This is a genomic window from Vibrio sp., from assembly GCF_047973365.1.
Lineage (GTDB): Bacteria > Pseudomonadota > Gammaproteobacteria > Enterobacterales > Vibrionaceae > Vibrio.
In genome coordinates, this window is the sequence record NZ_JBKEBW010000014.1 from 1 (window position 1) to 14,445 (window position 14,445).

General features: G+C 39.8%; 12 protein-coding genes and 1 pseudogene. 11 read left to right on the plus strand and 2 right to left on the minus strand.

All coding sequences use genetic code 11. The annotated features are described in order from the left end of the window. From ACK5MF_RS02020 to ACK5MF_RS02040, 5 genes and pseudogenes are all read left to right on the plus strand, one after another. A pseudogene (locus ACK5MF_RS02020) lies at positions 1 to 179 on the plus strand (group II intron reverse transcriptase/maturase); the annotation flags it as partial. 303 nt (positions 180 to 482) lie between these two features. Continuing rightward, complete coding sequence (locus ACK5MF_RS02025; RefSeq protein WP_416918869.1) at positions 483 to 1,163, plus strand: hypothetical protein; 681 nt, start codon at positions 483 to 485, stop codon at positions 1,161 to 1,163. Beyond that, complete coding sequence (locus ACK5MF_RS02030; RefSeq protein ID WP_416918871.1) at positions 1,147 to 1,863, plus strand: Fic/DOC family protein; 717 nt, start codon at positions 1,147 to 1,149, stop codon at positions 1,861 to 1,863. The genes ACK5MF_RS02025 and ACK5MF_RS02030 overlap by 17 nt, the downstream gene beginning before the upstream one ends. Before the next feature lie 322 nt (positions 1,864 to 2,185). Next, positions 2,186 to 2,791: an acetate uptake transporter gene (locus ACK5MF_RS02035; protein ID WP_416918873.1), complete on the plus strand. Its 606-nt coding sequence runs from the start codon at positions 2,186 to 2,188 to the stop codon at positions 2,789 to 2,791. A gap of 222 nt (positions 2,792 to 3,013) precedes the next feature. Further along, entirely contained in the window at positions 3,014 to 3,958 is a 945-nt protein-coding gene (locus ACK5MF_RS02040; RefSeq protein ID WP_416918875.1) for a bile acid:sodium symporter family protein, read from the plus strand. A 67-nt stretch (positions 3,959 to 4,025) separates the two neighbouring features. Here ACK5MF_RS02040 and ACK5MF_RS02045 read toward each other — a convergent pair whose 3' ends face one another. Beyond that, complete coding sequence (locus ACK5MF_RS02045; protein ID WP_416918877.1) at positions 4,026 to 5,585, minus strand: alanine/glycine:cation symporter family protein; 1,560 nt, start codon at positions 5,583 to 5,585, stop codon at positions 4,026 to 4,028. Between the two features lie 388 nt (positions 5,586 to 5,973). Between ACK5MF_RS02045 and ACK5MF_RS02050 the strand changes: the two genes are divergently transcribed. From ACK5MF_RS02050 to ACK5MF_RS02070, 5 genes are all read left to right on the plus strand, one after another. Then, complete coding sequence (locus ACK5MF_RS02050; protein ID WP_416918879.1) at positions 5,974 to 6,309, plus strand: hypothetical protein; 336 nt, start codon at positions 5,974 to 5,976, stop codon at positions 6,307 to 6,309. 97 nt (positions 6,310 to 6,406) lie between these two features. Next, positions 6,407 to 7,636: a methyl-accepting chemotaxis protein gene (locus ACK5MF_RS02055; protein WP_416918881.1), complete on the plus strand. Its 1,230-nt coding sequence runs from the start codon at positions 6,407 to 6,409 to the stop codon at positions 7,634 to 7,636. 410 nt (positions 7,637 to 8,046) lie between these two features. Beyond that, positions 8,047 to 9,015, plus strand: coding sequence for a helix-turn-helix domain-containing protein (locus ACK5MF_RS02060; protein WP_416918883.1), 969 nt, complete (start codon positions 8,047 to 8,049; stop codon positions 9,013 to 9,015). A 286-nt stretch (positions 9,016 to 9,301) separates the two neighbouring features. Beyond that, the gene (locus tag ACK5MF_RS02065) at positions 9,302 to 10,288 is read left to right on the plus strand and encodes an OmpA family protein (RefSeq protein ID WP_416918885.1); all 987 of its coding nucleotides are present in this window, start codon (positions 9,302 to 9,304) and stop codon (positions 10,286 to 10,288) included. 5 nt (positions 10,289 to 10,293) lie between these two features. Beyond that, positions 10,294 to 11,919: an Ig-like domain-containing protein gene (locus ACK5MF_RS02070; RefSeq protein WP_416918887.1), complete on the plus strand. Its 1,626-nt coding sequence runs from the start codon at positions 10,294 to 10,296 to the stop codon at positions 11,917 to 11,919. 225 nt (positions 11,920 to 12,144) lie between these two features. On the opposite strand, the gene ACK5MF_RS02075 is transcribed toward ACK5MF_RS02070, so the two are convergent. Then, on the minus strand, positions 12,145 to 13,401 hold the full coding sequence (locus ACK5MF_RS02075) for a D-amino acid dehydrogenase (protein ID WP_416918889.1): 1,257 nt from the start codon (positions 13,399 to 13,401) through the stop codon (positions 12,145 to 12,147). A gap of 103 nt (positions 13,402 to 13,504) precedes the next feature. On the opposite strand from ACK5MF_RS02075, the gene ACK5MF_RS02080 reads away from it, so the two are divergent. Beyond that, the gene (locus ACK5MF_RS02080) at positions 13,505 to 14,398 is read left to right on the plus strand and encodes a LysR substrate-binding domain-containing protein (protein ID WP_416918891.1); all 894 of its coding nucleotides are present in this window, start codon (positions 13,505 to 13,507) and stop codon (positions 14,396 to 14,398) included. The last annotated feature ends 47 nt before the right edge of the window (positions 14,399 to 14,445 follow it).

Here is a 14,445-nt window from a genome sequence, read left to right on the forward strand (position 1 = left end):
AGCTTGGATATAAGCCGCCGTTTAGATTTATCCGAATGAGTAGTTGGAGAAATGCGCAAAGTCCTCTAGCCAGTTATGCGATGCCAAACCAATGGTTCAACGAACTGGGGTTGGTAAATCTTGAGCAAGTAGGAACAGGGTATGTGTTTAGCAATTATGCTGAATGGAAGTATGCATGAGCCGTATACGAGGTCCGTACGTACGGTTCTGTGAGAGGGATGAGGCGGTAACGCCTCACCCTACTCGATTGTTATATAGGGAAAGCAAGTCACTATAGTGTTGGGCTTTTGGATAAATATCTTATCTAAGATAGTCACTAAAACAGTTAGTTATATCTGGTCAATGAGTTGCAATAATTTATAGCAATAGATGCAGGTCAGTAAGTGCTTGAATGGTATCTAATTGATTGTAAATAAATGAGAAAATTGAGAAATTCACATTTTTTTGTTAAAATCTATTAGTGATTTAGCGGGGGTATTTATATGAAGACCGAAACTCGTATGCGCCAGTCGATTCAACACCGTTGTGGAGTTGTACTATCTCGTTCTGATTTGGCCCCATTGGGAAGCAAGACTCAAGTTACACATGCATTGAGTGTGTTAGTGAAAAATGGTGAACTTCTTCGCCTTTCCCAAGGAGTTTACGCTAAGGCCAAAAGATCGGGGAATGATATAAAAGCGCAGGGCAGTCTTGATGTTATTATTCGTGAAGTAGCCAACAAATTAGGCTTCAAGCTTCGTCAAAATGACTTGAGCTTCGATAAGGTAAATAATACCTCACGAGGTGAAATTATTGTTGAAGTCGATGCAACAAGAGTCAAGCGTAAGCTTATCATCAATGGTCAGACTATTTGCTTTCGTAGTTATAGACGCAAGTCTGGTACTAAAAATACAGAATTCAAATTGGAAAAGACACTTCCAACCCAAGGAGTTGCTCGTTATGTAGCAGAGCTTGCTCGCTATTACAACGTATCTTATTGTTACAATGCGATGGATCAGTGGGCTGATGCTGTAACTCGCTTAGCTGGTGATGAGGTGGTACATAATACTGTCGAAGATCTTCTTGTTGCTCTAAAACGTGCGGGGAAAATCACCAAGCAAGAAGTTGCTATGTTGTCGGTCAATTATCTGCGGGAACAAAAACAAAGTGTTCGATCCATTTAATGATTTTGAGCAAGTTGGGTATTTACGTAACTATCATGGTGAAAAAGACCTAGCAATTGTTCGTCAACTTGAACATACCATGTTTCGTACTGGCCTAGATGAAGCTTTAGTTTATTTAGAGGGAAGAAAGGACCTGCGTTACGAAGATTTCTTGGAAGTTCATCGGATATTATTCGAAGCATTCTATCCGTGGGCAGGTCAAGATCGTGCAATTACTGCTCCTAATTATGCGGTATCTAAAGCTGGTACGATGTTTTGCCATCCTCATGATGCACGATTAGCTATTGAGCAGGGCTTACGTCTCGGACAAAATGCAGAGTCTATGCGTCAGCGTCCTGGAGAGGTTATGGGCTTTTTTGCGTATGGGCATCCATTTCTTGATGGCAACGGTCGTACTATGTTAATTATTCATAATGAGCTTTGTCATCGAGCAGGCTTTTCAATTGAATGGCATAAAACCAATAAAACAGATTACTTAATAGCCTTAAGCGCTGAAATTGAATCCCCATCAAAAGGGCTTTTGGATGACTACTTATGTCAATTTATAGGTGGTAATCGAGATCGAGATCTTTGGATGGAATCTATAAATAGTATTCGTGGTTTAGACGGTCAAAGTATGGAAAATTCCGTAGATGGTGAGTATACAGACACTGCCGTTGCTCAAAAATATCAATCATTTGATATGAATAGGCGTCTGTGACAAAGCGTTGGAAGGACTGATTTACCAAGCCTCAGATATGTTCTGGGGCTTTCTTTTTTTAAGTTAGAAAATATTTCGCAGTTATTGCAAAGTGCGATAAATAAGCAATTATCCTACGATAGGTAAATTGATTTTATTGTAACGTTATGATTTATATTGGTTTGTTATTTAGTTGTTCAGCGATTGTAGTTTTGGGTTACCTATAGCTCAATAACTATAAAAATGAAATATAACTTTCTAGTAATGATATCTTTCTTTTTGTTAGTCCTCTCCATTAAAATCCGCGCGTAAATTTTATCCACTTTTTTTAAGGTATTACTTAATGTCTACTAAATTAGCGAATCCAGCGCCATTAGGCCTAATGGGTTTCGGTATGACGACTATCCTGCTTAACATCCATAACGCAGGTTTTTTCCCAATGGATTCTATGATTCTGGCTATGGGTATTTTCTATGGCGGTCTAGGTCAGGTTATTGTAGGCATCATGTGTTATAACCGTGGTGATACTTTTGGTACCACAGCATTTACTTCTTACGGTTTATTCTGGTTAACTCTCGTTGGTCTAATTGTTATGCCTGAAATGGGTCTACCTGCAAGCCCACATCATTTCATGGGTTGGTACCTGGCGCTTTGGGGCATCTTCACCGGTTTCATGTACATTGGTTCACGTTGCTACCCAGTGGCTAAGCAAGTGGTATTTGGTTCACTAACCATTCTGTTTGCACTTTTAGCTCTTCGTGATTTCACTGGCAGTGAGTTGATTGGCACTATCGCCGGTTTCGAAGGTATCTTCGTTGGTGCAAGCGCAATCTACTTCGCTATGGCTCAAGTTCTTAACGCTGAATACGGTCGTGAAGTTCTGCCAGTTGGTAAACCAGCATTCATTAAACAAGAAGTGAAAGCTGAGCTTAAAGAAGTTGCAGCTTAATTCACTTTTTTTGCTAACAAGGTCGACCGTAGAGTCGGCCTTTTTTTTGAGCTAAATTTTACCCATAGTAAATGTCTGGTTGTCTTTTGCTCTCAGAGTGGAGTAACGTGTTGTTGATATTAGGTCTGATAACCTAGTAATCCCTTGTCCCTGATTGTTCTCGCATCACAAATGCCAATCAGTGGATCAGGCTTATAAATATAAAATTAAACAGGAATGACTATGTTAAGGATTATCACGCAACTGTTCCCTTTATGGGCAATATTATTCTCTCTATGTGCTTATTTTGTACCGGGATTATTCGTCGAGCACAAAGGGCAAATTGTTCCATTACTCACCATCATCATGTTAGCCATGGGCTTGACCCTCAAACCGAAAGATTTTCTCAATGTTATTCAGAACAAAAAGGCGATTGGTGTTGGCTTGATTTTGCAGTTTTCAGTTATGCCGATTGCTGCACTATTAATTAGTTTACTGCTTGGCTTTGATCCTATGCTGACGATCGGCATGGTGTTGGTTGGCAGCGTAGCTGGTGGAACGTCATCAAATGTGATGTGCTATCTGGCCAAGGGCGATGTGGCGTTGTCGATAACCATGACATCCATTTCTACTTTGCTTGGTGTCGTTCTGACTCCGCTATTGGTCGAACTGTTTGCGGGCAAAGCTGTTGATGTACCCGTAGCCAGCATGCTGATAAGTTTGGTGAAAATCGTGCTAGTACCTGTTGCTGGCGGTGTGCTACTAAATGTATTTTTACGTTCAGTCACTGAGAAACTAGAGCCTGTATTACCAATCATTTCAATGGCTGCTATCGTCTTGATTATTGCGATTGTCGTGGCATTGAATGCAGGTAATCTGGCGACTATCGGTCCAATTGTCGCTCTAGCGGTGATTTTGCATAACGGGGTAGGTTTGGCTTCCGGTTATTGGATCTGTCGTGCTTTTGGTTTCAATGAAACCATCAGCCGGACAGTTGCCTTTGAAGTCGGCTTACAAAACTCAGGTTTAGCTACAGCACTGGCGATGAAGTTTTTCACACCAGCCTCAGCCGTCGCGGGCACTATCTTCTCTATCTGGCATAATTTGTCAGGTTCTCTGTTAGCGGGATATTGGGCTAAACGCCCTAATGCTAACGAAGAGATTGTTCAGCAAACGGTGAAAAGTTAACGGTTTCTTTTGCTACAAAATAAAAGGGTTAGCAATGTAGCTAACCCTTATTTATCACACGCTAATTTTAATGCGATGATTGTTCTGCCGGAGAATTCGAAACTTGTTCAGTTTCAGCATCAGCCGTTGGTGCTTTGCCTGTCTTGCGTTTGTATTTTTCTTCCCAGTAAGTCGCATTCTTGATGCCTAGTTTTACAGGGTTGAACAGGTATTCTTCGACACCTTGTTTTTGCTGCTCTTCGTAGTCTTTCAATGCAGCCATTGTTGGTTTAGCCATGAAGAAAATAATGACGATACCTACGATGTTTAACCAAGCCATCATACCAACACCAACGTCACCCATTGCCCATGCCAGGTTCGCAGTTCTTACCGTGCCATAGAATACCGCGGAAATGATAATCAGTTTTAGGAAGAACATTAGACCGTCGACTTTGAAAGTGCGACGAATGTAAGCCACATTGGTTTCTGCAATGTAGTAGTAAGCCAGAATGGTTGTGAACGCGAAGAAGAACAGGGCGAATGCAACGAATGGCTTACCAACGCCTGGCAAAGCACTTTCAATGGCGATTTGCGTGAACGCCGGGCCGTTAGCTGCCACATCTGTTGCTAGGTTCTGCACAAGGAACAAGCCTTCAGCACCACCGTGTACGTTGTACGCACCAGTGATAAGAATCATAAACGCTGTTGCAGAACAGACTAGCAGAGTATCGATATAGATAGAGAACGCTTGTACCAGACCTTGCTGAGCCGGGTGTTCAACACTGGCCGCCGCCGCCGCGTGTGGGCCTGTACCTTGACCCGCTTCGTTAGAGTAAACACCACGTTTCACACCCCAACCAATCGCAGCTCCAACACCTGCCATAGGTGTAAATGCATCGCCAATGATTAGGCCAAAAATGCGTGGTACTTCACCAATGTTAAGCAGGATGATGACGAATGCGGTGATCACATAAGCTAGCGCCATAAATGGCACCACGATTTGAGTGAAATTGGCGATACGTTTCACACCACCAAAGATGATAAATGCAAGAAGGATGGAAACAATGGTACCAGTGAGGATTTTTGCGAAACTGATCGTACCGATAGCGGTATCCACCATTGGACCTGCACCGAAAGCCGTTTCAACAGCATTACCAATACTGTTCGATTGAACGCCTGGTAATAAAACACCACAAGCAAAGATGGTCGCGATAGCGAAGATCCACGCGTACCATTTTTGACCCATGGCTTTTTCGATGTAATAAGCCGGACCACCACGGAATTCTTGGTTGTCTTCTTCTTTGTAGATCTGTGCTAGTGTTGATTCTGCATAAGCGGTGGCTGCGCCAAAGAAGGCGACAACCCACATCCAGAAAACAGCACCGGGACCACCAAAACCGATAGCCGCTGCAACCCCCGCGATGTTACCAGTACCTACACGACCTGATAGTGAAACGGCAAGAGCCTGGAACGAAGAGATCCCTTTTGATGAGCTCTTGCCTGATAGCAATAAACGCCACATTTCAAAGAAATGACGAACCTGAACGAAACGAGTAAGAATCGAATAGAACACACCAGCACCAAGACACAGATAAATCAGTGCTGGGCTCCAGATAATTCCATTTAGAAAATCAACAAATGACTGCATGAGTATTTTCCCTGTTGAGTGATAGTTGTGTTTGTTGTGTGTATTTGATAATAACCATTTGTAATCTCGATGTTAATTAAATTATCAGTCGGACGCTATTAGTGTGATTGTTTGCACGAAACGCTGCTCAAGTGCCACTAGCCTAGCGAAGGTCATTCATCTTTAGAGCGTGGTGTTTATTAGAGAGTGATGTTTATTGGTATGTTTTAGCTTGGTTTATGCTCATAAAGCGTCAGTTGAAAAGGACATTTGTATTGCCAATTTGTCCAGATCACTTTGAAAAAATAATTGATGAAGTGATGCATATAAAGCAAATGCGGCATGCAAAAATAAAAAAACAATCCACTCAATCAAAAACGATATCATGAAGAGTTGTAATATTTGTCGAATGAATTCAGAGCAAGTAGTTGATCTTGGCAGGGCGACAATTTGTGATGATTGTTTGGAATCCATTCAAGAGTATTCAATTTATCAAAACGAGTATTTAAAACGCTATGAGCTACTGAAGATTTTATTTAATGCAGAGATGAGCTTAAGAATCTTTAGAAAAAGCTTTCCTGAAAGTAGTAAAACTGCTGGGTTTAATTTGACTCTCAGGTGTTTAAAAAAGATTATCGATGACCTAGATAAAAAAATAATGCAATTACCTGATGATATAAATATCTTGTCGCCGTTAAATAAAACGATCAATGAATTGCGGGTTTTATATGAGTTATACCGTTAATGAAATAGATATCTTTATATTTTGTTGCAGCCCACGTTAATCACTCAAAAACACCGATTGATACATTGATTTTAGTCGAAATAATAATGAGAATATAATGAAAAGTTCATCTAAACCTAAGGTTTTACGTAAAGTTTATATCAACTGCGTTATTGCTATGTTTCTTACATCATTAATCAATATGGTGTTTATTTATTTGATTATAGAGGATGTTCTTCCTAAGCATATGAGTGCGGAGGATGAAACTCTCATTATTCGATTAGTATCGTTGATCATCGGTTTGGTTATATTGGGTGGAGGGGTTTGTTTATCGATACTCTGGTTTGTCTTAAAGCGTGAATTAATTCAGATTCCTAAAATTGTGACGGTCATTAGTGCAATGGCGAATGGCAATTTTTCACCGTTTGAAATGACGAAGTGTAATAGTGAAATTGATGACATTATTGACTCGCTTACATTAATGCAAACTAATGTTAATACAGTTATCAGTACTGGTAATCAAACCTTGCAAAGTGTATTAGCCAATCAAACGAATGTGACAGAAATTATCGGAGATGTGACCAGAAGAGCGCAGGATGAACTTTCCGCCGTGGAACAAGTTGCCACTGCGGCGACCGAGTTAAGCTCGACAGCGAGTGAGGTGGCGAAGAATGCTTCTGATGCTGAAATCTCTACCAGTCAGGCGATAGAATCAGTGCAACATGGTTTCATGACGCTTGATAAAAGCGAAGCGATTTCGGCGAAAATAAGTGAATCGCTGATGAACACTTCGGAAACCGTCAGCAAACTTCGTGCTTATTCTGAGGAAATTGGCACTGTGCTAGAAATGATTAATTCTGTGTCCGAGCAAACCAATCTGCTTGCCCTTAATGCCGCGATTGAAGCTGCACGTGCGGGTGAACAAGGACGAGGGTTTGCTGTGGTTGCCGATGAAGTGCGAACCCTGGCTAGTAAAACTCAGCAATCGACAGGCACCATTCAAGAGATCATTGGTCGCCTACAAGAGCAATCTAAAATGGCCGATCAACTCATGACTGATAATATTCATTTGATCGATGAATCCACTCAAGCTGCTGCCGAGTTAACTTCTGCGTTTGGGGCCATCTCTGAACAGATGCAAAATATTTCAGTGATCAGCTCACAGGTGGCAACGGCATCTTGTGAACAGTCTAGTGTGATTCAGGATGTTTCCTTTCAGCTTAATAGTGTTAATGAAATTGTTAGCAACAATTTGGTTGTGTTTAATGATACCGAACGCTTATGCGAAGAAAGCTCAGAGCTTGTCAATCAAATGAATGAATCAGTATCTTTCTTCAGAAATGAATGATAGGTAAGCGATGTAGGTGCTTTAATTTATTGAATATTTTAAATTTCATCATTTTTATCAACGAATATCAGATTAATACTTAATAATGAATAAAGTTAAAATTATTACTGCACATTCTTATACCAGTGTTACGGATTTGTGTGACAATGACCTTGTTGCTGGTTGTATTATCTTTATTTGTTTTTCTTGCTCTAAATTGGAGTTGGAGCTTCTTGAAAGAAAAATTCATTATAAAAATGGGGTTGGATTTAAACTATCAAAACACTTCAAAAAGGATGAATAATTAAATATTCGACGCATAATACATTATTGATTTTTGCATGTTCACATTGGGCTTGGCATTTCAGTAGTATTCATAATAATTTTAGATTTATATATCGTATGCTGTGTTTTTAATAGGCAGATAAACTGTGTGTCAACTTAGTTATTTTTTACAAGAGAATAGGACGAAACTTGGTCTTACTCAGTTAGCATTGGTTGAAGAACTTTCTTGTCGATATGTTGAGTTTAAAGAGCTAACCATTGCCACTTATGGTCGTTGGGAGAGAGGAGTTAAGATTCCATCGGCAAAGAAAATCATTTTACTTGGTAAGTATTTCAATGTTGAAATGATGAGTTTTGTGAAAAGTATCGATATTAAACTTTCCACATCAAGAATTAAGGCATTTGATTTTTGGTTAGATAAGTATCATCAGATTGGTCGATGGAATTTATTATTTGGCTATAATTTGGTCAGTGTCGGTGAAAAGAAAATCATCAAGTTTGATTCTCAGAAAGGCGGATGCATTGATGAGGTTTATAATAAGGAGATGGTCAAAAAAATAGCCAAGCATGGCGCTAAGGTATTGGGCATTGCTGAAGATGATTGTTTTGATGCTTATGATAGAAAAAAATGGGCAAAATGCGGTGCCTTATTCCATTTTATTTATCTGAATATGAAAAGCAATGAGGTGGAGACTCATAGTTCAATGTCGTTGATTGAGCTCTCGCAACTGGATGAATTTATTGATTTATATCAGAAGTCTAAATTAAATCGTCATAATATTTCTCCTCCCGATCTCACTAATGAATGTTTTTTATTTATCCATGTGAATTTCCCTTATTGTAAAGAGTGGAACGAATATATTTTAGATGAAATCATACTCTTAGTATTAACACATCGAAAAGTAAAAAAGGTCGTAATAAATTCATGGCTTATTGATAATGTTACCGAAATGAATAGTCTGTTTAATGGTCAAATATTGGTATCAAAAGAAAATGCTTTATATCCTGAAAATCCGTTACTGGTATTGTTCGGGTTTTCAGTGGTTGATTTTATTAGTAATCATGGTGTGGTTAATAGAATTAAAACCAAGCTTTCGAAACTAATTTTGGAATGAAATGTACATAAAAGTTACCCAGTAAACTGAGTATGTTAATTTTGTGGTTTTGTATTTTATGTCCGCAAAATTAAAGTGAATCTATTCGCCTTAATATCAATTTGTTAAACAACTACTTCGGAGTTCTCTTACAAATTAAAGGTTGTTTAGTTACGTGTAGAGCTATTGATTTTTCTCAAGTTTCAAATTCTAGGTAATACGTTACTATATTTAATTAAATGGTGGTAATATTCAATTTTTGTATATTTATATTGGCGTTTTTATATTCGTGATTTGTGGTGACGCAATGGCGAGTGAAAAAACAGATGAAGAAAGTAGTCCTCAATACATTATCGATCACTTTTATTTTGGTGGACGCTTGGGTTGGGCAAGTTTTAATGGTGCATGTGAGGAAAACTCGATTAGTTGTACTGATGACACCTTAGGGTTCGGTTTATATGGTGGTTATCAATATAATTCTTGGTTAGCTTTTGAAGGTGGGGCTATTTTCTATGGTTCACCAGACTCTCGTTATTCAAACGGAAGTGATGTTTCTGTAAATATATATGATAGTCAATTATCTTTAAAATTAAGTCTTCCTATTACTGACAATATTGACTTATTTTCTCGGGTTGGTGGTTCATATCAATTCATTGATAAAAAAGTATCGAGTTCTAACCATTCTTTGGATGGTAATACACTTAGATTACTTAACTCCTTTGGTTTAGATTATCGATTGAATAAATATTGGTCGTTAAGAGGTGAATATCAATTTATTGACGGTATTGGTTCTAGTGAGACCAATAAAGCTGATGAGCATTTCACATCAATCGGAATAACTTATCATTTTGGGCAACAGAAAAATAATATTAAACATGATGACAGCCCTCCTCCTCGTTATGTAACCATACAGAAACCAGTGACGATAACTGCTCAAACTTTGTTTAAGTTCGACTCTTCTGAACTTATAAATACTTTTGAATTAGATTTATTGGTCGAACAGTTGAAAAACTATCCTGACGACATAATCGAAATTGTAGGTCATACAGATAACGTAGGTACTGAATCTTATAACACCAAGTTATCTTTGGAACGGGCGCAAAGTGTTGCTAATTATATTGTTGATCAAGGCATTGATGCAAAACGCTTGTCCATAGATGGCAGGGGGGCGTCAGAACCAGTTGCTTCAAATGATACAAGTGAAGGTCGAGCCGCGAATCGTAGGGTGGAGATCCGTTTAGATTCGTTTGAAGAAGAATCCGTACAATTAACTGATTATGTTAGTGGTGAGTAGAATATATGAAAAGAATACATTTTTACCTTTTATTGTTATGTTCATTGCTGATTGGCGGTTGTAACAATGGTGATTCAGGCTTACTGGGATCTGATGATGTAGAGGAGAAAATCCTTTCATTATCCATAACACCTAAGAGTGTTAGCCTTCCTGTAGGGTTTGAGAAGCAAATGCATGCGACAGCAACGTTGTCGAGTGAAAAAGTTGTAGATGTTACGTCTAGTGATGATTTTACATGGGTATCAAGTGATTCGAATATAGCAAGCATTGACAAACAGGGATTAGTCGTTGGAAAAAGTCCTGGACTTGTTATGATCACTTTTTATGGGAAAACTTCTGATGGAGAGCAACTTAAGGATTCTGTTGAATTGAATGTAAATTCAACGACGATTGATCATATTAATGTTACGCCAACAGAATCCACGGTGTCAGTTGGTTTAACTCAAGCTTTTAAAGCAACCGCCGTAATGAGTGATGGTTTGCCTATCGATATCACAACTCAGTCAACTTGGAGTTCCAGTAATGAGGATATTGCATCCATTAGTAATGATGTGGGTACTAGAGGAGTTGCAACCGGGCTGCAAGCTGGTATTGCTGAATTAAGTGCAAAAAAAATCATTGATGATGTTACGTATTCAGGTGCCGCTGAATTAACAGTAGATGGTGGTTTATATATCAAGTCTATCAGCATTAATCCTACGTCACTGTCATTGCTGACTGGCGACGAGGGACAGTTAGAAGTTGATGTACTACTCTCTGATGACTCTCACTCATTTGTCACAAATTCACCTATTGTTCAGTGGTCAAGTCAGGATGATACTATAGCCCAAGTTGATAGTAGTGGGTTAGTTCATGCTGTTAGTGATGGTGATACTATTGTTGATGTAGTGATTAATGACGGTTCCGGTGCTACAACAGCTAGTGCATTTATTGGTGTACGAGATACTGATGTAGTTAGCTTTGTAATAACAGCCGATCCAGATCATGTAGTTGTTGAGCGTTCTCAAAAATTTAAGGTTTCGACAACATTAACTGATGGCACTGAAAACGTCGATATAACCAGTGATCCAAGATTAAATTGGAATATTGTCGATACTGATTACGCCAATTTTACTGAAGATGGTGACGCTGGTGAAATTACCGGCTTAAATTATGGAGAGACGACACCTGAAGTCACTGGCGACTTTGTAGGTGAAGCGCAAACAGAAACCCATGTTATAAAAATTATACCATATTACACATCCCCTTTTACTGTTGAACAAACATCGATTACTGAAGACGATGAGCATACGTTATATGTTGATGATAACGGAAATACTGTTGATGCTAACTTAGCAACAAAGCAATATTCGTACGTTGATTTATCAACATACGAATCTTCGTGTGAGGAAGCTGGACTCGACCCTATACATGATGCCGTTCATTTTTCTGACTTTATGAATAGAGAAACTGTATCTGGTAAAGCCGCTGAATTTTGGCCATATGATACTCAATATTGGACTGGTGATGTAGATGAGGACGACATATTTCATGACAATTTTGGTGTAGCTTATAACGATGTCGCCTCTAGCTTTATACCTAGTACTTCATCTCCTGGTGCTCGTTCATTGGTTGTTTGCGAAAATAAGTAAATGATTACTACCTTAGAAGGATTTCACTTAAACAGACTAGAGTAAATATACGCTAACCCCTTGTTTAAATGGAGGAAATATTATCTTGAAGTGGCTCGCCATCAAAACTGGTGAGTTTATTGGCTAAGTAAGTATTTTGGTTGGCAAAAATACCCCAATAAGAAAATGCCAGTCAGTTTAACTGACTGGCATTAAGTTAAATATCCGTCATTATTGCCAGTGTTTTCAACTGTAATAGCGAGACACACCTAACCCGCGAATATCTACTTTCGCATCGCCATGAGTAATGATGTCAGACAATATCTGCCCTGAGCCACAGGCCATTGTCCAGCCAAGCGTTCCGTGTCCGGTGTTGGTGTATAAATTTTGAATCGGTGTCGCGCCGATAATTGGAGTGCCGTCTGGTGTCATTGGACGGAAACCGGTCCAGAATTCCGCTTTACTAAAATCACCACCTTGTGGGAACAGATCGCGAACCACCATCTCAATGGTTGCTTTGCGTGCTGTTGGTATAGCAGGATCAAAACCTGCCAATTCTGCAGTGCCTGCGACACGAATTCTGTCATCAAAACGCGTTAGCGCAACCTTATAGGTTTCATCCATGACCGTAGAGGTCGGTGCCAGTTCTTCATTCACAATCGGTAAGGTTAATGAGTAACCTTTTACCGGATAAACCGGTACATCGATACCTAATGGCTTGAGCATGTGTTTTGAGAAACTACCTAGAGCCACCACATAAGCATCTGCTTTTAATCGCCCTTGATCCGTTTGGACACCCATGATCTTTTTGCCTTCCATCTCTAGTGATTGGATCTGGGTATCAAATTTAAATTGCACGCCTTGTGCTTTCGCCAGTTCAGTCAACTGCTGGCAGAATAAGTAGCAATCACCTGTTTCATCGTCAGGTAAGTAGAGACCGCCAACCAGTTTATCTTGCACCGGAGCTAGCCCCGGCTCTTGTTTGATACAGGAAGCCACATCCATCAGTTCAAAACGAACACCACTTTGTTGCAGAAGCTCCATATCTTTTTCGATTGAAACCAGCTGCTTTTCATTACGGAAAACTTGTAAAGTACCTTTTTGGCGACCTTGGTATTCTACGTTGTGCTGCTTTTTCAGTTCGTGCAAACACTCACGGCTATGGTTTGCAATGGCAAGCATACGTGACTTGTTAATTTGGTAACGAGAAAGTTGGCAGTTGACCAACATTTGCATCATCCACCGCAGCATTTGCGGATCAAGCGATGGCTTTACTTTCAGTGGTGCGTGTTTTTCAAATAACCATTTGATCGCTTTTTGAGGAATACCTGGAGCAGCCCAAGGAGAGGAATAGCCGTAAGAAATTTGTCCAGCATTAGCAAAACTGGTTTCTTCAGCGCTACGCGGTTGACGGTCAACAACGGTGACACTATGACCCGCTTGTGATAAATACCACGCTGATGTTAAACCGACAACACCACTTCCAAGAACGATAACTTCCATATGAATACTCCTTCTTTGTTATAGAAGTAGTTTCTTTGCTTTACCTTTTATTAACAATCGATAAAAATTATCAGCACTGTTTAGTAAAACTATAAGCAAAACCATGTTAAAGAGTTCTCAAGTTTCAGCATTACATACTTTTATGCTTGTTGCACAATACCCAAGTTTCAGTGCGGCAGCGAAAGAGTTGCACATTACGACAGGGGCAATCAGTCAGCAATTGCTTCAGTTGGAATCGAAAATAGGTTTTAGTCTATTTGAACGCCATTCGCGTGGGGTGAAATTAACTGAAGCAGGAGAGACTTTGAGAGCCGTTGTTCAGCGTAGCTTTCAAGGTATTGAAGAGTCGCTGCATAATTTACAGCAACGCGAGAACCGTAAAGAGATCCGCTTGAAATTAACGCCTTCGTTAGCATTCAAATGGCTGCTACCTAAACTGGAAGATTTTTATCGTCAAAATCCAGAGATACAGGTGCAATTATTTGCCGAAGGCGCGCTGGTGGACAGTGAAAGAAAAGACTTTGATCTTGCGATTGATTACGGTCCTTTCCCTTACAACCGGAAAGACTCCGAGCTATTAATGGCTGAGTCGCTATTGCCAGTGATGAGCCCTTCTTATTTGAAAGCACACCCATGGTTGCAGGATATTAGTCACCATAAAAATCACTGGGATGAAGTGAATTTACTGCATGATGCAATGCCGTGGGCAAAGGCGCCAAGAGATTATGAATGGCTTTATTGGGCTTCTGAAATGGGGATTGAAATATCCACCCATAAAGGGCATTTCTTTAACCGTACTGATATGGCAATGTCAGCGGCAGAAGCGAATGTCGGTATTGCGATGGCGCGTTCGATGTTGCTGCAAAATGAATTAGCAACCGGCAAGCTGGTTTCCCCATTCCAACCAATTTCGGCCAACGCAGGGTATTTTTTGATCACCCATAACCCAGCCGAAACCACGGCGGTTTTTACGCAGTGGCTTAAAAGACAAGTTTAAAAGTGTATGAACGCGGTAAATGAACCGCTGTTTTCGTGCATAAATAC

Excerpts from the sequence above, each read along its gene's own strand:
- ACK5MF_RS02045 (WP_416918877.1), bottom strand. The coding sequence starts at position 5,585 with ATGCAGTCATTTGTTGATTTTCTAAATGGAATTATCTGGAGCCCAGCA.
- ACK5MF_RS02025 (WP_416918869.1), top strand. The coding sequence starts at position 483 with ATGAAGACCGAAACTCGTATGCGCCAGTCGATTCAACACCGTTGTGGA.
- ACK5MF_RS02035 (WP_416918873.1), top strand. The coding sequence starts at position 2,186 with ATGTCTACTAAATTAGCGAATCCAGCGCCATTAGGCCTAATGGGTTTC.
- ACK5MF_RS02050 (WP_416918879.1), top strand. The coding sequence starts at position 5,974 with ATGAATTCAGAGCAAGTAGTTGATCTTGGCAGGGCGACAATTTGTGAT.
- ACK5MF_RS02055 (WP_416918881.1), top strand. The coding sequence starts at position 6,407 with ATGAAAAGTTCATCTAAACCTAAGGTTTTACGTAAAGTTTATATCAAC.
- ACK5MF_RS02075 (WP_416918889.1), bottom strand. The coding sequence starts at position 13,401 with ATGGAAGTTATCGTTCTTGGAAGTGGTGTTGTCGGTTTAACATCAGCG.
- ACK5MF_RS02065 (WP_416918885.1), top strand. The coding sequence starts at position 9,302 with ATGGCGAGTGAAAAAACAGATGAAGAAAGTAGTCCTCAATACATTATC.
- ACK5MF_RS02080 (WP_416918891.1), top strand. The coding sequence starts at position 13,505 with ATGTTAAAGAGTTCTCAAGTTTCAGCATTACATACTTTTATGCTTGTT.
- ACK5MF_RS02070 (WP_416918887.1), top strand. The coding sequence starts at position 10,294 with ATGAAAAGAATACATTTTTACCTTTTATTGTTATGTTCATTGCTGATT.
- ACK5MF_RS02040 (WP_416918875.1), top strand. The coding sequence starts at position 3,014 with ATGTTAAGGATTATCACGCAACTGTTCCCTTTATGGGCAATATTATTC.